This is a genomic window from Marinomonas communis, from assembly GCF_004363305.1.
Lineage (GTDB): Bacteria > Pseudomonadota > Gammaproteobacteria > Pseudomonadales > Marinomonadaceae > Marinomonas > Marinomonas communis.
In genome coordinates this window covers 304708-324080 of sequence record NZ_SNZA01000003.1, presented here as the reverse complement: position 1 = coordinate 324080, position 19373 = coordinate 304708, and the positions used below count along the sequence as shown (strand labels likewise).

The following is a 19373-nucleotide window of genomic DNA, read 5'->3' as shown; positions in this document are numbered from 1 at the left end:
GTCGTCAACATACGCCATGTAACATTTTCAGAGGTGTTTATGTTGACGACCTTAAAAGAAGTGGCCTTACAAGGACTAAGCCCAAGTCCTGAGCAAGATGTCACAACCGATATTGCTACCTTAAAAGAACTTATCTTTGCCATCGCCCCCACTGCTCAAATCATTCCCGAAAAAGGAGTGAACGTATTTTACCTCTTAGAAGATTGGGCATTTGCATTGGTACCTCACAAACAAAATTTGAGTCTATATCATGCAAGCGATTTAGATATTTCAAGCTTCTGTGATCGCCTAAAGAATGTCCACTTGGGGGATCATTGCATACTGATCGACAGCCTTGATCGCGTAAACTTAAATGTTCTGGTGGAACTTTTAGCCTTACTAAAAGTCGATATGGTAAGAAAACATCAGCTAGATCAAGCACTCCACTGATAAAAGTAGTGTAGACTAGCGTCATCCTTCGCAAAAATGGATCGGCATGATCGACTACCAACTGCGTCTACTATTGTTCTTATTATTTGTTGTCGTGTTACTCAGTTGGCAGCACCTGTCACCACGACAACCACTCCACTCGTGGCGACTTAGATGGCGCCATAATATCGGCTTACTCTTAATTGATGCCTTAGTCGTTCGCATCGCGCAACCACTTATATTGGTCTGCGTCGCCTTACTACCCGCCGCCCCCTTTGCACCGCTTGCCGTGTTGCCACCCATATTGGCTTTGGTCATATCGTTAATTTTATTAGACCTGCTTATTTACTGGCAGCATCGATTATTTCACACCATCACATGGTTCTGGAGGCTGCATCGTGTTCATCACAGTGATCCGGAATTAGACACCACCTCCGCAGTACGCTTTCATCCGCTCGAAATACTGCTTTCACTGCTGATCAAAGCACTGGCGGTTTGGTTATTTGGGATCTCTGCGGCGGCTATTTTAGTCTTTGATATTTTGCTAAATGGCATGGCCATGTTTAATCACACTAATGTTCGTCTACCTTCTCGAATCGACGCCGCACTGCGCTACATAATCGTTACGCCAGCAATGCACCGCATTCATCACTCGCGTTTCAATCACGAGGCCAATAGTAACTTTGGCTTTTGCTTAAGCGTGTGGGACCGTCTTTTCAAAAGCTATCGGAAACAGGCGCAATTAGGGGATGACCAGATCAACATTGGCATGCCGCAAACACAGCACTATGCCCCTGAACGCTTTCAAGAACTGCTCAACATGCCTTTTAGATTCCCCCTCAAACGTAAAAGGCACTCGAAATAGGAGAAATAAATGTCGTATTACACATTAACAGCCATGGAAGCACGAGTAATAGGCTGCCTGATTGAAAAATCTATCGTGACACCGGATCACTATCCATTAAGCGTCAACGCACTGACCAATGCTTGCAATCAAAAATCGAGTCGCGATCCCGTGGTGAATTACAGCGAAATCGATGTACAGGACACATTGGATCAACTGGTTGCTCGCAGTCTCGTAACAGAAGAATTTTACTCTGGAAGTCGCGTACCAAAATACCAACACCGTTTCTGTAACACGGAGTTTTCTGATTTGCAGTTTAACTCTGGCGAAACCGCCATCGTTTGTATGCTGCTACTAAGGGGACCACAAACCCCCGGTGAACTAAGATCTCGGAGTGGTCGCTTACACGCTTTTGCAAGCATCGGTGAAGTAGAACAAGATCTAGAGTCCCTGAAGCAAAAAACAGGCGGGCCGTTCGTAGAACAATTGCCAAGAGAACCAGGTAAACGCGAGGCACGTTATCAAGAGCTGTTTTGTACAGAGAGCAACCTAGACAGCGAAGAAACCTCTAATAATACCCAAGTAAACCATGGCAGTGCCGTCTCCCTCGAGTCAAGAATTGCCGATTTAGAGCAAACCGTTGCAGACTTAACACAGCGACTAGCTGCCCTAGAAGGCCAGGCTGAACTATAATAGCGACATAACACTCACCTTCTTCCACTTAGGAGACTCCCATGAATGAAGTACGCTGGGGAATCATTGGTACAGGTACCATCGCTCAAGCCTTTGCCGCAGATTTTGCGCACGCTAAAACAGGCACTTTACGAGCCGTGGCTTCACGCAGAAAAGAAGCAGCAGATGCCTTTGCAGAGCGCTACGACATTGAGCTGTCGATGGTTGACTATTACTCATTGATTAACAGTCATGAAGTGGATGTTATTTACGTTGCTGTCCCCCATAGTCTGCACTTTGAACTAACCAAAGCCTGCATTAAAGCTGGTAAGCACGTGCTATGTGAAAAACCGTTTACACTTAACGAAACACAAGCTCAGGAGCTCTTCGAGCTTGCTGCACAGCATGAAGTTTTCGTTATGGAGGCCATGTGGACACGCTTTAATCCCGCATTGGAGCAAGCGATCGAATGGGTCGAAGAAGGTGAGATTGGTCTACTGCAAAGCGTTCAAGCAAGTTTCTGCTTTAATGCGACAAGCCAATCAGAAGGCCGTTTGTTTAATAAAGATCTCGGCGGTGGTGCATTACTCGATGTGGGGATCTACCCGATCTTTTTAGCACAACTGTTCTTCGGCAAACCGGATTTCATTCAGAATCAGGCCGTAGTTGGAGATACTGATGTGGATGTATTCGAGCAATTACTGTTAGGTTGGGAGAGTGGTCAGCTAGCCAGCCTAGAATCCTCCATTATTTCACAACAACCTAATAGAGCGGTTCTGTCTGGCAGTGACGGTTATATTGAATTTGGACAAGAATGGTATCAAACCAAAACCTTAACCTTGGTTAAAAATGGCGGTGCCGAGCATGCCATTGAATTCGACTTTCCAGGACTTGGCTATCAATTCGAAGTGGAAGAAGTGAATCGCTGTTTGCAAGAAGGTCTACTGCAAAGCCCAAATCACAGTTGGGAAGACACGCTTAACTTGTTAGCAACGATGGATGAAGTTCGCCAAGATATCGGTGTCTACTACCCAGGAGAACCTGAGCCCTGCGGACACGACTGTGATATCGAACACCACCATCATGAGCATGGCCATCACAAGCACTAGCTTTTTCAGCCAACCGAACTGAACACACTAAATTAGCCAATGAATCTCAAAAACGAATCATTGGCTAATTTAACACCTACTCTAAATACCCCTATCCTAACCAGGACTGTGCTAATGCAATACTAAATGGCACGGTCACGAGTGACATTGCCGTTTGTAAAGTGATGAATGCTGCCATATTGTCCGCATCGCCTCCCAATTGCTTTGCTAACGCATAAGCAGACGTTGCTGTGGGTACTACACCAAACAACAACGCGACGTATACGGCTAAGCCTTGGATTTCCAGCAGCCAGCAAACCAACAATACCGAACATGGGAACACAGCAAACCGCCCCATTGCAGACCACCAAAACGAAGCGCCGACAGAGCGAATAGCGGTGAGCTTTACTCCCGCGCCAACCGCTAACAGCACCAACGGCAGTGTTGCCTGAGCAAGCATTTGTGTCATATCAGAAACAATTGGTATAGGCGTCAAATTGACTGCGTTTAAACCCAACCCTAAAGCAATCGCTAAAATTAAAGGGTTTCTTAATAACTCTTTAACAATCAGACGCCCCAAGGATTGTTGTTTTTTCCCATGCATCGTAACCATGGTCACCACCAGAAAGATATTCACTGATGGTATCAACACGGCTGCACCCAACGCGGCAAATATCAGCCCTTCGGTACCATACAAACGATCCGCCAAGGCCAGCGTGATAAAGGTATTAAAACGCACTGCACCTTGTAGCATCGATGTAGTGGTCGGGGCAGGTACATGGATTAATCGCGCAGCAATGTAGGTAAAAATAGCCGTGATCAACAATGCACTGATTAATACTATGCCATAGCGCCCTAACATAGGATTGGTGAAATCAATGACACTGGTTTTGGAGAACAGTAGCGCCGGAAACAGACACCAATACACCAGTTTATCTACGCCCTGCCAAAAGCCTTCAAAAGGGAAACGCCAACGTTGTAACAAAGCTCCCATAATCAACAGTAGAAATACTGGAAGAATGGCAATGAACAATGACATGGTAATTCCCTTTATAAAGATCAGATAAACTGATTAAAAACTGCTAAATATTGCGTTTTTAATTTACTTTTTCGATATATAAACTCATCTCATACACTCGATACGAGTCTCAATTAGGAGTTTATGATGATTACTATACGACCTGCAGAAGAACGAGGCCATGCAAATTTTGGTTGGTTAGACAGCCACCACACTTTTTCATTTGGTCATTATTTTGATCCCAAACATATGGGATTTTCTTCGTTACGCGTCATTAACGATGATACGGTATCTCCAAGCATGGGCTTTGAAACCCATGGACATAAAGACATGGAGATCATCAGCTTGGTAACACAAGGCACGATTGCTCACAAAGACAGTGCTGGTAATGTGCGCGAACTGCCTGCTGGAGAATATCAGCTAATGTCAGCTGGTAAAGGAATATTTCACAGCGAGTTCAATGCATCGAGAACTGATACATTGAAGTTTCTACAAATTTGGATTCAACCAAACAGCGTTGGTGGTTCGCCTGGTTATCAGCAGAAAAGCTTTGGTGAATCAGAAGGCTTCACTACCATCATTACACCAGATGGTCGCGATGGTACCTTGCAAATAAAGCAGGACATGTCCCTGACACAGCTAATACTAAAGCAACAAGATGATGCTCAATGGCCTATTCAAAAGGACCGTCGCTATTATGTTCACATTGTCGAGGGTCAATTAACACTGAACGATGATATCGAGCTTGGGCAAGGTGACGGAGCCAAAATCGAACAATTGGAATTACTGAAATTTGCCAAGCAATCTGAGCAAGTCAAAGTACTTCTTTTCGACTTGATTTAGACGCTAAAACACTGCATTTATTTTTCCATCATTTGTGACGCCAGTAATGCTTCAGCGTCTTCAACGGGCAAGGGCTTAGCAAACAAGTAACCTTGCCCTAAATCACAGCCAAACTGCTGTAAAATCGCAGCTTGTTGCTCAGTTTCAATCCCCTCGGCAATGACTTTTAGACTTAATTTATGGGCCATGGAGATAATGGCCTCACACAAGTCTTTTTCCATATGACCTTCAAGCAAGTCTTTGACAAAAGATCGATCAATTTTAATGTAATCAATATCGAGTCGGTTAAGGTATGCAAGTGCCGAATAGCCCGTGCCAAAATCATCCAGCGCAACGTTAATACCTTGATCTCGAAACGCCAACAGTTGCGCCGATACCACATCAGTATGGTGCATTAGCATATTTTCAGTGATCTCCAGACTCACACTTTCCCCTGGCAACCCCAGCTTATGCAAGAAATCAAACCAGCCCACCATATGTAAATCTGGTGCCGCCAATTGATATGGAGAAATGTTAATACTCATCATTAGGTCATGAGCGTAATGGGAGCGCCACTGAGCTAACTGTCGAAGCGACTGCTTAAACACAAAATCACCAATCTCTGAAATCAGCCCAGACTCTTCTGCCACTGGAATAAACGTATCAGGAGGGACAATACCTCGTACAGGGTGCTGCCAACGAATGAGCGCCTCGAATTTCACTAGCCTATTGGTTTTAAGATCTACAATTGGCTGATAGAGCAAAAACAGTTCATCATTAGCCAAAGCTTGGCGTAAGTCATTGGTTAAGCTTTGGCGCTCTACCGATTTTTGGTGTAAATCAAAACTGAAAAAGCACCATCGATTACGCCCTTTAGATTTCGCTTCATACATTGCTTCATCGGCATACTGCAAAAGTGCAGAAGGCTCCGTACTGTCTAACGGAGCTAATGTGATGCCGATACTCACAGAGATAAACACTTCATTATGGTTGAGTAAATAAGGCTTCTCGACCACATTTAGGATGTCCAAAGCCAAAGTTTGTAAGTGAGAGCGACTATGCCCGCCTGATACCAGTACAGTGAATTCATCACCACCAATACGAGCCAGCTCAGCATCACTTGGCAAACAGCTTAACAAGCGCTTGGAAACCTCCTTAATGAGATAATCCCCCCAATGATGACCAAAGAGGTCATTCACATGTTTAAAACGATCTAGGTCTAAGTAGAACAAGGCAAACGGCTGCATTTCAGTTTCTGCAGCTTGCGCCAGTGATTGCAGACGCTTTTGAAAAAAACGCCTGTTATTAAGCTCAGTCAAAGGGTCTTGGTTAGCTTGAAGCACAACTTGCTTTCGGACTTGCTGGCTCTCTTTCAAAGCTTGATCTAAACGCTTATTTGTACGTAGCACGTACCAAACGACAGCACTCAGCACTAACACAGCGCAAAAGGCAATCCCGCTTACCAAAAGTATATCGCGCCAATTTCGCTGCTGCTCGAGTTGGTAAAGGGCCGGTCGAAGATCAAAAGAGCGGTCTAACTTTCCCATTCGTTGGTAAATTCGCTTCATTTGCTGCCAGCGGGATTCATTAAGGTATCCGATCTCAATTAAGGTCGGCTGTATCAGGCCAAACATTTCTTGTGCCTGATAAGCCAAATAGTCTCGTTCGTGATTGCTATCATAGTTAGACATCAACCACTGTATGACCACCTCGGGATGTTTCATAGCGTAGTCCCAGCCTTTAAGGCTGGCAGCCTTAAAGGCATCAACCCGCTTAGGGTGTCGAGTGATTTCTGCTTCTGTCGTGAATAAGTTATCACCGGAGAAATCAATCCCAACCGTTCGAGGCATGTACACTCGATATGGATAGTTTCGTTTCGATAAGACGTATGGTTCGATCAGGCTGTTAGCACTCATGATATCCACTTGATCATTGACTAGATCTAATGGGTCATAGGAGTGGCGAAGAAAAGAAAGATCAAGCAGATCCACATCTTCTTGCTGTAGGTACAATAGCAGCTCATCAGAGGAGCCATCTAACATGGCTCGCTTACCCAGCCAGTCATCCAAGGACAAGATATGGTTTTGCGTAATAAAAATGACCGGTGAATGCTGGAAAATCACCGCGATGATGGAAAACGGTCGCCCCCGACTACGCTCTATTAAAACAGAGCTATCTCCCACGCCATACTCAGCCTTCCCTGTCGCAACAGAACTGTAGACATTGGTATGCTGATCGCCAGGCAACAACTCCACCTGCAAGCCAACCTCTTCATAATAGCCCAACTGCTGCGCGGCATAATAACCAGCAAACTCAAAACTATGCTGTCGCGTTAGCTGCAAACGCACTGTGTCTGTGGCGGCTTGAGTCATCAACGAGGTCAACAACAAGCCCAACCAAAGCCCTATTTTAAACACTCATACACCCCAGAATACGGTAAAGGTCGTTCCTTTGCCCACTGAAAGTGCATCCGCTGCTAATTTATTATGTGTATAAGATTAGAGAGATTCTTCGAGAACCTCTACTAAGGAATGTAAAAAATAGTTGTTACTAACTATTTAATTCGTACATGCCTTCCTTTTGGCATTCACCAGACAATTGCCACATCATGCGTTCATCGGTGATTTGTCGAAGATTATCGGAGTTGCAGTTTTCAAGGTTTGCCTCAAAGGCATTATCGGCATCTGGAGTGATAATAACGAAAAGAGCGACAGCTAAAACGCCAGCCATGTATAGGTATTTCATGATGATAGGTTCCTTCGCATACAGCTATTTTGATAAGCAGTTTGGGCGGCGATGACATTGCCTCAAACTCATGCTGTTTATAACAACATCATGCGCCCGTTTTGTTGCGAAAGCAATGGATGATAATCACTTTTATTTGAGCTGACTCAAAATTTACTTATCAGCGCCAAAACACTTACTCAACATCGATGTTTTAGGCTCTAAGATTAGCGGTGATCAGTATATTTCTGGGAGTGATCGCTTTATCACAAAACGTAGTTATCAAGGTTTGATAACCCGTCTCTTCTAATCTTAATGCTCGGTCTAATACCAACCAAAGCTCAAGTGAACGGCGAAAATACTGCATGACACTTTCTACTTTCTGTACCTGCATCACTCGTTGATACCCTATACTTTCAAATTCTTGCAAAGCTTCAGAGGACAACTTAAAAGAAAGATTCTTTTGTTGAGAGGCCCAATCGACAAATGCAGCAAAACCATCGTTTAACAAAGCTTTGCCACAAGATGGCACCGTTAAATATGAATCCTGCTGTAAAACATGCCGCTGCAAAGCATCAAACCCTAAACGGTACGCTAGCTCTACATCTTTTAAACGCTGTTCACGCGCCCCCGCCGTCACGACCTCTTTAACAGCCAGCTTTAAGTTGTCCTGAGAAAGATGTGTACAGGCAGCCAGAGCAGCCTGTGAAAGAGGTCGATAGTTTGAAGAGTTAGTTAAGTGGTAACAGCATGGAGAAATAGCCAAATACTGAATGTGTGCTTCAATGGCTTGTTCAATCAAGGTGCTATGTAAATCGCCACAGGCATGTAATGCTACTGCACTGCTTGCATCACACAGCGCTGATTTGCCCTCACCTTTTAAAACATCGGTATGACTAAAACGCTGTGAAATTTGTCGCTTGCTTGCTTCTGCTTGCCCCGCTTCACATAAGCTGGCTTGCCACTCTAAACTATGCACAGCACACTGATGCTGAAACGCAATAAGCTTACCTAGGTGTCCTTTCCCTGCGCACCACTCAACGACTTCGGATGTTGGTTGAATCGATCGGCTAAATGCTTCGATTTGCGACCATTTGCGCCCTTTTATACCGGCTTTGAAATGGCTAGAAGGTTCGACAAGGGCATCTGGCTGTGTCAAATCCCCCCAATTCCATTGCATAGGTGCAAAAGAGGGTAGAAACCGCAACAAGGCAGCTTCTACTTGATCAGAACTAGGAATACCCTCATGACAAGACAACCACTGACACATCTCGGGATCTGTCTCCAACCAAGGCAGCTCTAATGAGTGAAATGCCTGTACATCCCACAAGCGCTTATGCTCAAACAGCCATGCATCTAATTGCTTAAATAGGTTTTGATAACCCTCTTCTGAGAGCAAGTATTTTGTAGTGTTCAATTTTTTGTACAGTTTATTAAAAGTTCGTAATTATTCACGTTTGATTGAATTGTATTTTAGCGTCAAACGGGCAGAATAAGAGAACCTTTTGGTCACTTAATACGTGAACTGAACCCAAACCCGTAAGGAAAACTCCCACTATGTTTAAACACTTGAAAGCCGTTCCTGGCGATCCTTTGTTAGCCCTAATCGTTGCCCACCAACAAGATCCGAATCCAAAGAAAATTGATTTAGGTGTGGGTGTTTATAAAGATGATTTAGGTCGCACACCAATTCTAGAGTCCGTTAAAAAAGCGGAAGCTATAATGGTTGAAAACGAAGCAACCAAGGCGTATTTGGGAGTATACGGCGCAGCAGAATTTGCACCACTGATTCAGAACCTATTGCTTGGTTCCAACAGCGATGTCATCCAACAAGGCCGTATTCAATCAACGCAAACACCGGGTGGCACAGGCGCTCTTAAGGTAGCTGCGGACTTTATCAGTGCTAACCTAAAAGGCGCACGTTTGTTTGTAAGCGATCCGACCTGGGGTAACCACACTTCTATCTTCAACTCTGCAGGCGTTGAAGTGATTGAATACCCTTACTATGATCCAGCAACTAACGATGTTCGCTTTGACGACATGATGAGTTTCCTGCAAGCAGAACTTAAAGAAGGCGACGTTTTACTTCTACACGCTTGCTGCCATAACCCAACTGGCGTCGATCTAAAAATCGAACATTGGCATGCACTGACAGATTTGGTTAACGAGCGTAACGTACTGCCTCTAGTGGATGCTGCTTACCAAGGTTTTGGTGACGGTCTTGAAGAAGATATGGCAGGTCTACGTTACATGGCTGAACGCGTATCAAGCATGTTGATCGCTAATTCCTTCTCGAAAAACTTCGGTATCTACCGTGACCGTTGTGGTGGTTTAAGTGTCATTGCTGAAACGGCAGAAGAAGCGAAAAGTGCTTTCTCGATCATCGGTCAAGCTATTCGAGCGAACTACTCTATGCCACCAGCACACGGTGCAACCGTGGTCTACACGATTATGAACAATCCTGAGTTGTACGCTATGTGGGAACAAGAAGTGACGCAAATGCGTGATCGCATCAATGGCCTGCGTAGCAAGTTAGTGGAAAAACTAGCGGCTTCCGGTGTGAGCAAAGATTTCAGCTTTATCGAGAAACAGCGCGGTATGTTCTCTTACTCTGGCCTAACACTAGAGCAAGTTCGCACATTGCGTTCTGATTATTCCATCTACATTGCAGACACCGGTCGCATGAGTGTAGCAGGTGTCAGCGATAGCAACATTGATTACCTATGCGAGTCCATTGCAAAGGTGGTTGGCTAATAAAGCGCACAACATATAGACAAAGGGGCTCACTTGAAGCCCCTTTTTTTTAACTAATGTAAGGTCGGTGACGAGCCCTCTGTACCAGAATCTATCTGAATTTCTGGGTGATTAAACTGAGCCAAACGCACGACTGAAGACTCTAAGCTTTCTTGCCAGAACGTTAATTCCGCATCGCTCATTGCTTCCAGTTTCTTCCATCCGGCAGGCGTGCCAAAGAGTCGAACACTGGCGAGCACATCATCACGAAACTCTCGATCGCCAGCTTGATTTAGACCAGTCAGCCTCGCTCCACGCATAAACCCAACACACCAATCCTCAACAATGACCGTCACATGACCTGCTTGATCATCATGTTCAAGGTAAATAGGGTTAAGGTTACCGTTGATTAATCCATCAACCGCTTCTAAATGAAGTAACATCACCAAACCGTAAAATTCGTCTTCTTCCTCTTTATCTCCCCATGCAGGCTGATCCTCGCTGGTTCCCCAAATTGCTGGAAACCAGTCATTTGGCGCAAGCAGATCTTTACTGCAACCGATAGCCGTCACAAAACCATCAAGCTCGGAAACACTCATTATAGAGCGCTCACTGCCATAGTTATGTAGGTAGTAATCGAGGCGTTCGTACATAGCCTCAATCGGCAAAGCATCGTCTTGCATGGTACATCTCTATTATTTGTTGGAAGTAGACACTAAGTGTAAACGGTTTTGTGGGATTTCGCAGGGGGGATTGTTCCGCGCTTACTCACTGAATGAGTCAACGCGGAACAAATAGAGACTAATTAGCTTTTGGATAAATGCTGATTTCTACACGACGATTACATTTACGGCCTTGGCTGGTTGAGTTATCACAGATAGGTGATGTTTCTCCCATCCCCATGGTCGATAACCGATTTGTAGCCACTCGCTGTCCAGCTAAATAACTACTAACAGACTCTGCACGCTTTAACGACAGCGTCTGATTGTAAGACTCACTTCCTGTACTGTCAGTGTGGCCAGTGATCATCAACACGGTATCAGGGTATTCGACAAGTACTCGCGCCACACCATTTAATGTGCTGTAAATAGAGGAATCCAACATGTATGAATCAGACTCAAAGCCAATGCCGTTTTCCATCACTAACACAAGTTGATCCTGTCCTACACGACGAACTTGGACACCTGAGTTTTGCAATTCCTCACGCAACTCAGCTTCTTGCCTGTCGAAGTAGTTACCAACACCGGCACCCACTGCACCGCCAGCAATGGCACCAGCAAGCGCACGATTGCGTCTCTCTTTGGCGTTGTCACCAGTTCCTAAACCTATGAGAATCCCGGAAACTGCACCAACTATCGCCCCTTTGGAAGTTGAATTCGTTTCAGTTTCTCCAGTCGTTGCGTTTTGACGTTGCATTGACTGACAACCACTTAGTAATACGGCCAAGGCTGCGACTGCAGCAACACTTTTGAGTCTAAACATCCTTCAATTCACCTTATTATCAATTTCAGTCGCTTTAGATTGTCACAGTATAGGTTTAAAACAAAATCACCACACTGTCAGTGAAGCACTCTTTACCTATTCTTATTAAAACTTCGTAAAACCTTTACGAATAGGCATAAAAATCCCTCACAAGGATCAATCAACCACGGCAAGGTTTCCATAGGTTTCTAGCCATGTTTTACGGTCATTAGCACGCTTTTTAGACAGCAATTTGTCTAATACTTCACCTGTCGATAATGGATCTTCCATTGTCAATTGAATGAGACGACGAGTGTCAGGTGCCATGGTGGTTTCACGCAGTTGAGCAGGGTTCATTTCACCCAAGCCCTTAAAGCGTTGCACGTTTGGCGTACCTCGTTTGTTCTCCGCCTCAAGCTTATGCAGGATAATGTCTTTTTCTTCATCGTCTAAGGCGTAATGAACTTCTTTACCCATATCAATACGGTAAAGTGGTGGCATGGCCACAAATACGTGACCTTCTCTCACTAACGCCGGGAAATGACGTACAAATAAAGCGCACAATAACGTCGCGATGTGCAGACCATCAGAGTCTGCGTCGGCCAAGATACACACTTTGCCATAGCGCAAACCAGATAAGTCATCGTCAGCAGGATCAACGCCTAATGCGACAGAGATATCATGAATTTCTTGGGAACCAAGCACTTGAGTCGAATCCACTTCCCAAGAGTTTAGGATCTTACCGCGAAGAGGCATGATGGCTTGGAAATCCTTGTCCCGAGCTTGTTTGGCAGAGCCTCCAGCCGAGTCCCCTTCCACCAAGAAAAGCTCACTGGTACGACCATCTTGTCCCGCACAATCCGCCAACTTACCAGGCAGTGCTGGACCTTGGGTGACTTTTTTACGCACCACTTTTTTACTCGCGCGCAAGCGTTTTTGGGCGCTGCTAATAATCAGTTCGGCAATTTTCTTACCGTCTTCAACGTGCTTGTTAAGCCATAGACTAAAGGCGTCTTTAACCGTCGCAGAGATAAACGCAACGATTTGGCGAGACGATAAACGCTCTTTGGTTTGTCCAGAAAACTGTGGCTCTTGAAGCTTCGCCGATAGCACGTAGCTACAACGGTCCCAAACGTCTTCAGCGGTCAGCTTTACACCGCGCGGCAACAAGCTATGGAAGTCACAGAACTCTCGAATCCCCTCTAACAAGCCTGTACGAAGGCCATTAACGTGGGTACCACCTTGCGCGGTTGGGATGAGATTGACGTAGCTTTCAGTGATTAACTCGCCCCCCTCTGGTAGCCACTGTACCGCCCAATCAACCCCTTGGGTAATTTCTGTAACACCACCAATAAACGGCTCATCAGGCAACAGGTCGAAGCCTTCGTTAGCTTTAAGTAGATAGTCTTTAAGGCCGTCTTCATAGAACCATTCTTCGCGCTCTTCAGCTGGCCCACTTTGGTCAACAAACACCACATGTAGGCCTGAGCACAATACCGCTTTGGCTTTCAATAAGTGCTTTAAGCGCGTAAGCGAGAATTTACCACTGTCGAAGTATTTAGGGTCGGCTTTGAATTTAACCGTCGTACCAGTGTTTTTCTTACCAACCGTTCCGACTTCAGCAAGCTCAGAGACTTTATGACCGTCTGCAAAGCCAATGTGATACTGTACTCCACCACGTTTCACCCACACTTCTAAAGAGGTGGACAGTGCATTGACGACGCTGACGCCAACCCCGTGCAAACCGCCTGAGAACTGATAGTTATCACCAGAAAATTTACCGCCCGCATGCAGCTTGGTCAGGATTAACTCAACACCTGACACTCCTTCTTCTGGGTGGATATCAACGGGCATGCCGCGACCGTTATCTTCCACACTTAGGGAATTGTCTTTGTGTAATGTGACAATGATGCGGTCAGCATGACCGGCTAAGGCCTCATCAACTGAGTTATCGATCACTTCTTGGGCAAGGTGATTAGGACGTGTCGTTTCCGTATACATCCCTGGGCGTTTCTGTACAGGCTCTAGCCCGCTGAGAACTTCAATGGATCCAGCATTATATTCTTTTGCAGACATGGTATTTCCAAGGTTCGGGGCGAAGGTTCGCCAAATAAAGCAATATTGAGGAGAGTCTATAACGGGCTATTGGTAGAGGCAAATGCCATCAAAACAATAGGTTAATTATTCAACGAAAATCCTGCGAAGCTAAGCAATTCATCAAGATAGCGCTCGAAGCCGACAAAACTGTGGTCGCCATTTGGTTCGCAAATCAATCGTGCCACAGTGGGATAGCATTGCAATGCTGCACGGTAATCAAGAACTTCATCTCCTTCTTGCAGCATTAACCATAGATTGTTGGGCTGACATTTTGGATTAGCTAACGCTTCTAACTCGTTAATGTGCTCTGTCGTCAGTACATATTCTTCTTGTGTATAAGGATTTACTTGCTTGCCAAGATAGTCTTGAAGCAACGTAGGGGCTTGCACCGCGGGATTAACGAGTACCGCTTTCAAATCGTACTTTGCACTTAAATAAGCCGCGTAGAAACCACCTAGAGAACTGCCTACAAGCACGACGTCTTGGCCGCTGGATCGATAGGTTTCAATCATCGATTCTAAACACTGAATGGCCTTGGATGGCTGCCATGGAAGCCTAGGGCAAGCAAACTGTTCAGCAAAGCCAAGGGAGCGTAAACGCTCTAATACTTGCTGAGATTTGTACGACAGTTCGGAGCTATTAAAACCGTGAACATAAATAAGCTGTAGCATCGTCATAGTTATTTAAATCAATCTTTAGTGCGGGTGAATAGGTTACGCGAATTGAAAATCCGGGAGGTCGTACAGACGGTGGCCATGCTTTAAACACAGTTCAAGCAGATCGGATAACTGTTGATTGAGGCGAAACTTTTCATCTCGATGATGCATATCATCGTTTGGATAAGGATAAGCGCCTTGGTAATGGCGGTGTCCATCTGTGATCTCAGCAATCCCCACGTCATGATACAGACGCACGGTCATGGTCAACTCACTGCTGAAAGGCAATTTAATACTGATTTCAGGGGCAAAGGTTAACTTTACCTGGGCGGTAAAGCGGCTCGCCTCCATCAACTCCAGAGATAAGCGACTTTGTTGCCCCATGGTATGAATCGTAAAGTGCCAAGAGTCGTCTTCTTCATAGCCACGCACAAGCTTCCCAAGTCGGCGATAGTTCAACTCACCGAGCATTTGTAACTCTACTAGATTGGGAATGTATGGATGGGCCATGATATTTCTCTCATTTTACGGTTCTCTAATTTTGTAGACTATTTCCCTTCTTAATTGGTCCATTTTGCTGAAATTCAAGCTTAGAACACTGCTGTTGATCCGTCACTATATTGCTGTCTTTGTCTTGCCAATAACCATTGAGCCAGTCGTAGAACGCTGCTTTATCAGTTTTAGAATCGATACACTGGTAGGCCTTCGGCAACGCTATATGGCGTACTTTGACATAAGCCCCACTTACTCTCCCACAAAGCAAATCCCAAAATGTGGGGACTTCGCCTGAGTAAATAATATTTAAATCAGTGATTCGATCAAAACGCTTAGGCATTGCTTGCAGCACCATCCACAACCCACCGGCTTTGGGTTTAAGCAAGTATTGATACGGTGAGCCTTGCTGTGCATGCTTGATTGAACTAAAACGAGTGCCTTCCGCAAACGTCATCACACTGCTTGGTGTTTGCATCAGGTCTGCACAAGCTTTTCGGGTAATCATTCGATCCCGCTCAGCCAGTGTCGGATTGGCGGCTAATTTCGCTTTGCTATAACGCTTTACTTGTGGAAACCCCATCAGCTTGGTTGCTGTGCCCACTAATGGAAGCCAAACGAGCGTATCTTTCATAAAGATCCTTGGCATGGGGATGCGCCCCTGTACTTGCAATAACACAATAAACGCATCGACCCAGGATTGATGATTGGCCACGACTAGATGGCTCTTATCAAGCTGAACCTTCATACCCTCATCAAAGCGCCAATGAATGCCTAATACGTATTGAAACCAGTAACCGCAGCCTTGGCACCAGGCTTGATAGCAACGATCCATGTGTGCTCGACGCCACTGATCCGAGCATTTACAGACCAGCGCTATAAAAGCGATACCATGTATCGCTACGCCGCAAACAAGTATGTTCACACTGATAAAAATAAAAGACATTATGCCGATCAACGGCCGCATAAATGCCCAAGGTAATAGCTTCGTTAACACGTATCTGGTTTCCGTTCTCTGACTATTCAGCCAACAACATTAGTCGTCACTGTTTAACCATTTCTGTTTCAGTTTGTATGCATTCAGTGCGAACCATTGCAACGCCATAATGGCACTGGCATTGACGATTTCTTGCTCGAGCAATGGCATCACATCTTCGACGTCAAACAAATGCAGCTTGATGTCTTCATTTTCTTCGTCCAATCCTTGTGTTGCACTCAAGTCGACTGTCGACGCATCAATTTCGCCGGCATACATACGCAAATGCTCCACCAATCCGCCAGGAGATGGCACAAAGCGGAACATATACTCTAAGCGCTTGATCTCAACACCCGCCTCTTCTAAAGCTTCACGGCGGGCCACTTCCTCATCTGATTCGCCCTCTTCGACCATGCCTGCGACAACTTCAAGCAACCATGGGGACTCGTGTTCGGGCAAGCAGGGACGAAACTGCTCGATGAGTAATAGTTTATCAAGATTAGGGTCAAACAGCAGAACACAAATGGCATCCGAACGGACCATCATTTCACGCGTCATATACTCAGACCACTCACCATTAAACTTACGATGGCGAAGCTCACGTTTATGCATTTTGAAGAAGCCGTCATAGACCACTTCGTCTTTTTTTACTTCTACATCGGATTGTTGATAAGTCGGCTTAAATTTCACGAGTCTTTATCCTTGTCATACCACTCTTTCGGTGGGCGATAACGGCTGTCATCGTCTTCCACTGGTGCTTCTGTTTGATCTAAATCGAGGGAAGGTTCGATGTGTTCGTCGAGAATCATTTCGCGATCTACACGCTTGAAATAACGCTCTTCGTTAAAGGCCACCACCACTTGAGGGTGTAAAATTGTCGTTGCGGAGATAAACATACCATTCACAACAGCCTCTGGAAAAACAAATATGGGTAGATAGCCCAAGTATTCATCAATATTTAGTTTCAGTTCCATTTCACTGAAGAAAGAAAGACTCAGCACTGCCAACACAAGAGTAACGGTGGTGCTTAACACGCAACCAAAGAACCCTGTTCCCAAGATGAATACAAATGGGTTACTGGGCTTTAATTGCTCTATTCTGACGTGTAGCCACCATGACACCATAACGGGGACTAACACATTGTAGAGATAGTTGAGGCCAAAAGACGGCCATTGCTGCCAATGCAAAAAGAGATCGACTAGCTGTGCGATAAAACCTGCTAGCAACGCTAAAGGCCAACCAAAAAACAGCGTTAGCGTCGTCATACCCATAAAATGAATCACGACACCAATGTTTAAGTTCACGCTCATCTGCCATAGGAAGGCCAACACTACCGCACAACCTAAAAAGCGATTTTGTAGAGGTGAATCCCCCAATATGCTACGCCAAGGAACCGCCAGCATCCCTATCACAAGACTTAGTACAGTAATTATCCAGCCAAACCACTCAAACCCTGAGTAAAAAAGCCCTTGGGCGAAGTTCATTTGCACTCCCTCTCATTTGGTAATAGAGTCTCATCTAACGAAAAAAGGTGAATAAAATCATGGCAGAACTGCGTTGCGACTGGTGTCTGAGCTCCCCAGAATACATCGCTTACCACGACAATGAGTGGGGCAAACCGGTCACCGATGACCAGACCTTATTTGAGTTCATTGTACTGGAAAGCGCACAGGCGGGATTAAGCTGGATCACGATATTGCGAAAACGTGAAGGTTATCGCAATGCTTTCCATCAATTCGCCCCAACTAAAGTTGCGAGCATGACGGCCGATGACATAGATAGACTGTCACAAGACCCCAGCATCGTGCGCCACCGCGGAAAAATCGCCGCAACGATTAGCAATGCACAATGTTTTTTACGGATCGCAGAAGAGTTTGGTTCGTTTGCGAACTACTACTGGGCATTCAGTGACAACAAAGTGATAACGAACCAACCAAAAACCTTAGCCGACGTTCCTGCTGTCACACCACTAGCAGAGACGATTTCAAAGGATATGAAAAAACGCGGCTTTAAGTTTTTTGGTCCCACTATTTGCTATGCATTTATGCAAGCAACGGGCATGGTAGATGACCATCTGGTTGGATGTGTGGCAAAAGAAACTTGATCACTTGTGATTTGCAATACCAATCAGCACCGTCCCACCCTCTTACCTCGTCCCATTCAATACATGTAACGGAAGAACACACGAAATGAACATGCTTAAACTTATTGGCCGTAATAGAGCATTGCTTGAAAGTGATATTCAATACAACGAAGACAAGTTAAGCGCAGAAGTAGGTGCCTCACGCTTCTTAGTGCTAGGTGGTGCTGGGACAATAGGGCAGGCTGTAACAAAAGAGATTTTCAAGCGTTCGCCATCAAAACTACATGTGGTGGATATCAGCGAAAACAACCTAGTTGAGTTGGTTCGAGACATTCGAAGTTCATACGGTTACATAGAAGGAGACTTTCAAACCTTTGCGCTCGATATCGGATCATTAGAATATGATGCCTTCATCCAAGCTGACGGCAAATATGATTACATTTTGAATCTATCTGCCTTGAAGCATGTTCGTAGTGAAAAAGATCCCTTTACACTCATGCGGATGATAGATGTAAACATCTTTAATACTAATAAAACGCTTCATCAAGCTAGAGCTGCAGGCGTCAAAAAATATTTTTGTGTGTCAACTGACAAAGCAGCAAACCCAGTCAACATGATGGGCGCTTCAAAACGTATTATGGAGATGTTCTTGATGCAACACAGTGAACATACCAACATTTCAACCGCACGGTTTGCAAACGTTGCGTTCTCAGATGGTTCACTATTACACGGGTTCAGGCAACGTATCGACAAGAGACAGCCTATCGTTGCACCCTATGACATCAAACGCTACTTTGTTACACCTCAAGAATCAGGTGAGCTATGTCTAATGTCTTGCATTTTCGGCGATAATCGAGACATTTTCTTCCCAAAACTCAGCGAAGCTCTTCATCTTGTCAGTTTTGCAGACATAGCCAAACTTTACTTAGAACAGCTAGGCTACGAAGCTTACGAATGCGGAACAGAAGACGAAGCTAGAGCACTGACAGCCACACTACCACAGAAAGGAATGTGGCCTTGCTTATTCACCCAAAGCGACACCACAGGCGAAAAAGATTATGAAGAGTTTTTTACTCAAGATGAATGCCTAGATATGGAGCGTTTCAGAAGCCTTGGCGTAATCAAGAACAACGCTGTCTATGATGAAACTTTGCTCCGGCTTTTTGAAGAGCGTATTGCTACTATGAAACAATTAAAGCAATGGAGTAAAACTGACATTGTCAATTTGTTCTACGAGATGATTCCGACTTTTGGACATAAAGAGACTGGAAAATATCTAGATAGCAAAATGTAAGGGCA

Annotated in this window: 20 protein-coding genes; 8 read left to right on the top strand and 12 right to left on the bottom strand. The window is 45.0% G+C overall.

Going from position 1 to position 19373, the window contains the following annotated elements:
* Positions 1–39 precede the first annotated feature (39 nt).
* From C8D85_RS10545 to C8D85_RS10530, 4 genes are read left to right on the top strand one after another with little or no spacing between them, the layout of a single operon-like run.
* Positions 40–429 (top strand): hypothetical protein, encoded by a 390-nt coding sequence (locus C8D85_RS10545; protein ID WP_133562443.1) that lies wholly within the window; start codon positions 40–42, stop codon positions 427–429.
* A 46-nt stretch (positions 430–475) separates the two neighbouring features.
* Positions 476–1273 carry a sterol desaturase family protein gene (locus C8D85_RS10540; protein ID WP_133562441.1) on the top strand — a complete coding sequence of 266 codons (798 nt, stop codon included), beginning with the start codon at positions 476–478 and terminating at the stop codon, positions 1271–1273.
* A gap of 9 nt (positions 1274–1282) precedes the next feature.
* Positions 1283–1945 (top strand): YceH family protein, encoded by a 663-nt coding sequence (locus C8D85_RS10535; RefSeq protein ID WP_133562439.1) that lies wholly within the window; start codon positions 1283–1285, stop codon positions 1943–1945.
* Positions 1946–1986: 41 nt separating this feature from the next.
* Positions 1987–3033 carry a Gfo/Idh/MocA family protein gene (locus C8D85_RS10530; RefSeq protein ID WP_133562437.1) on the top strand — a complete coding sequence of 349 codons (1047 nt, stop codon included), beginning with the start codon at positions 1987–1989 and terminating at the stop codon, positions 3031–3033.
* Between the two features lie 91 nt (positions 3034–3124).
* Here C8D85_RS10530 and C8D85_RS10525 read toward each other — a convergent pair whose 3' ends face one another.
* Complete coding sequence (locus C8D85_RS10525; RefSeq protein ID WP_133562434.1) at positions 3125–4051, bottom strand: AEC family transporter; 927 nt, start codon at positions 4049–4051, stop codon at positions 3125–3127.
* Positions 4052–4177: 126 nt separating this feature from the next.
* Between C8D85_RS10525 and C8D85_RS10520 the strand changes: the two genes are divergently transcribed.
* On the top strand, positions 4178–4873 hold the full coding sequence (locus C8D85_RS10520) for a pirin family protein (RefSeq protein WP_133562432.1): 696 nt from the start codon (positions 4178–4180) through the stop codon (positions 4871–4873).
* Between the two features lie 17 nt (positions 4874–4890).
* Here C8D85_RS10520 and C8D85_RS10515 read toward each other — a convergent pair whose 3' ends face one another.
* The 3 genes from C8D85_RS10515 to C8D85_RS10505 all read right to left on the bottom strand — a co-directional run bounded on the left by C8D85_RS10515 (position 4891) and on the right by C8D85_RS10505 (position 8993).
* On the bottom strand, positions 4891–7269 hold the full coding sequence (locus tag C8D85_RS10515) for an EAL domain-containing protein (RefSeq protein ID WP_133562430.1): 2379 nt from the start codon (positions 7267–7269) through the stop codon (positions 4891–4893).
* A gap of 133 nt (positions 7270–7402) precedes the next feature.
* Complete coding sequence (locus C8D85_RS10510) at positions 7403–7597, bottom strand: hypothetical protein (RefSeq protein WP_133562429.1); 195 nt, start codon at positions 7595–7597, stop codon at positions 7403–7405.
* A gap of 193 nt (positions 7598–7790) precedes the next feature.
* The gene (locus C8D85_RS10505) at positions 7791–8993 is read right to left on the bottom strand and encodes a methyltransferase (protein WP_244936992.1); all 1203 of its coding nucleotides are present in this window, start codon (positions 8991–8993) and stop codon (positions 7791–7793) included.
* A 140-nt stretch (positions 8994–9133) separates the two neighbouring features.
* Here C8D85_RS10505 and C8D85_RS10500 point away from each other — a divergent pair, with 140 nt between their 5' ends.
* Positions 9134–10330, top strand: a complete 1197-nt coding sequence (locus C8D85_RS10500) for an amino acid aminotransferase (protein WP_133562427.1) — start codon at positions 9134–9136, stop codon at positions 10328–10330.
* Positions 10331–10383: 53 nt separating this feature from the next.
* Here the strand turns inward: C8D85_RS10500 and C8D85_RS10495 are convergent, their stop codons facing one another.
* The 8 genes from C8D85_RS10495 to C8D85_RS10460 all read right to left on the bottom strand — a co-directional run bounded on the left by C8D85_RS10495 (position 10384) and on the right by C8D85_RS10460 (position 17475).
* Positions 10384–10992 carry a UPF0149 family protein gene (locus C8D85_RS10495; protein WP_133562425.1) on the bottom strand — a complete coding sequence of 203 codons (609 nt, stop codon included), beginning with the start codon at positions 10990–10992 and terminating at the stop codon, positions 10384–10386.
* Between the two features lie 118 nt (positions 10993–11110).
* The gene (locus tag C8D85_RS10490; RefSeq protein WP_133562424.1) at positions 11111–11791 is read right to left on the bottom strand and encodes a YiaD family glycine zipper/OmpA-like lipoprotein; all 681 of its coding nucleotides are present in this window, start codon (positions 11789–11791) and stop codon (positions 11111–11113) included.
* A gap of 156 nt (positions 11792–11947) precedes the next feature.
* Positions 11948–13846 carry a DNA topoisomerase IV subunit B gene (gene parE / locus C8D85_RS10485; protein ID WP_133562422.1) on the bottom strand — a complete coding sequence of 633 codons (1899 nt, stop codon included), beginning with the start codon at positions 13844–13846 and terminating at the stop codon, positions 11948–11950.
* A gap of 101 nt (positions 13847–13947) precedes the next feature.
* A complete protein-coding gene (locus C8D85_RS10480; protein WP_244936991.1) occupies positions 13948–14544 on the bottom strand; it encodes a YqiA/YcfP family alpha/beta fold hydrolase in 597 nt (198 codons plus the stop codon).
* A 36-nt stretch (positions 14545–14580) separates the two neighbouring features.
* Positions 14581–15033 carry a DUF1249 domain-containing protein gene (locus C8D85_RS10475; protein ID WP_133562420.1) on the bottom strand — a complete coding sequence of 151 codons (453 nt, stop codon included), beginning with the start codon at positions 15031–15033 and terminating at the stop codon, positions 14581–14583.
* Between the two features lie 25 nt (positions 15034–15058).
* A complete protein-coding gene (locus C8D85_RS10470) occupies positions 15059–16012 on the bottom strand; it encodes an acetyltransferase (RefSeq protein ID WP_133562418.1) in 954 nt (317 codons plus the stop codon).
* Between the two features lie 39 nt (positions 16013–16051).
* Positions 16052–16681, bottom strand: coding sequence for an NUDIX domain-containing protein (locus C8D85_RS10465; protein WP_133562416.1), 630 nt, complete (start codon positions 16679–16681; stop codon positions 16052–16054).
* Entirely contained in the window at positions 16678–17475 is a 798-nt protein-coding gene (locus C8D85_RS10460; protein ID WP_133562414.1) for an energy-coupling factor ABC transporter permease, read from the bottom strand. The genes C8D85_RS10465 and C8D85_RS10460 overlap by 4 nt, the downstream gene beginning before the upstream one ends.
* A gap of 59 nt (positions 17476–17534) precedes the next feature.
* Between C8D85_RS10460 and C8D85_RS10455 the strand changes: the two genes are divergently transcribed.
* The gene (locus C8D85_RS10455; RefSeq protein ID WP_133562412.1) at positions 17535–18095 is read left to right on the top strand and encodes a DNA-3-methyladenine glycosylase I; all 561 of its coding nucleotides are present in this window, start codon (positions 17535–17537) and stop codon (positions 18093–18095) included.
* Positions 18096–18180: 85 nt separating this feature from the next.
* Positions 18181–19368 (top strand): UDP-N-acetylglucosamine 4,6-dehydratase, encoded by a 1188-nt coding sequence (locus C8D85_RS10450; RefSeq protein ID WP_133562410.1) that lies wholly within the window; start codon positions 18181–18183, stop codon positions 19366–19368.
* Positions 19369–19373: the final 5 nt, after the last annotated feature.

Excerpts from the sequence above, each read along its gene's own strand:
- C8D85_RS10545 (WP_133562443.1), top strand. The coding sequence starts at position 40 with ATGTTGACGACCTTAAAAGAAGTGGCCTTACAAGGACTAAGCCCAAGT.
- C8D85_RS10540 (WP_133562441.1), top strand. The coding sequence starts at position 476 with ATGATCGACTACCAACTGCGTCTACTATTGTTCTTATTATTTGTTGTC.
- C8D85_RS10535 (WP_133562439.1), top strand. The coding sequence starts at position 1,283 with ATGTCGTATTACACATTAACAGCCATGGAAGCACGAGTAATAGGCTGC.
- C8D85_RS10530 (WP_133562437.1), top strand. The coding sequence starts at position 1,987 with ATGAATGAAGTACGCTGGGGAATCATTGGTACAGGTACCATCGCTCAA.
- C8D85_RS10525 (WP_133562434.1), bottom strand. The coding sequence starts at position 4,051 with ATGTCATTGTTCATTGCCATTCTTCCAGTATTTCTACTGTTGATTATG.
- C8D85_RS10520 (WP_133562432.1), top strand. The coding sequence starts at position 4,178 with ATGATTACTATACGACCTGCAGAAGAACGAGGCCATGCAAATTTTGGT.
- C8D85_RS10510 (WP_133562429.1), bottom strand. The coding sequence starts at position 7,597 with ATGAAATACCTATACATGGCTGGCGTTTTAGCTGTCGCTCTTTTCGTT.
- C8D85_RS10500 (WP_133562427.1), top strand. The coding sequence starts at position 9,134 with ATGTTTAAACACTTGAAAGCCGTTCCTGGCGATCCTTTGTTAGCCCTA.
- C8D85_RS10495 (WP_133562425.1), bottom strand. The coding sequence starts at position 10,992 with ATGCAAGACGATGCTTTGCCGATTGAGGCTATGTACGAACGCCTCGAT.
- C8D85_RS10490 (WP_133562424.1), bottom strand. The coding sequence starts at position 11,791 with ATGTTTAGACTCAAAAGTGTTGCTGCAGTCGCAGCCTTGGCCGTATTA.
- parE (WP_133562422.1), bottom strand. The coding sequence starts at position 13,846 with ATGTCTGCAAAAGAATATAATGCTGGATCCATTGAAGTTCTCAGCGGG.
- C8D85_RS10480 (WP_244936991.1), bottom strand. The coding sequence starts at position 14,544 with ATGACGATGCTACAGCTTATTTATGTTCACGGTTTTAATAGCTCCGAA.
- C8D85_RS10475 (WP_133562420.1), bottom strand. The coding sequence starts at position 15,033 with ATGGCCCATCCATACATTCCCAATCTAGTAGAGTTACAAATGCTCGGT.
- C8D85_RS10460 (WP_133562414.1), bottom strand. The coding sequence starts at position 17,475 with ATGAACTTCGCCCAAGGGCTTTTTTACTCAGGGTTTGAGTGGTTTGGC.
- C8D85_RS10455 (WP_133562412.1), top strand. The coding sequence starts at position 17,535 with ATGGCAGAACTGCGTTGCGACTGGTGTCTGAGCTCCCCAGAATACATC.
- C8D85_RS10450 (WP_133562410.1), top strand. The coding sequence starts at position 18,181 with ATGAACATGCTTAAACTTATTGGCCGTAATAGAGCATTGCTTGAAAGT.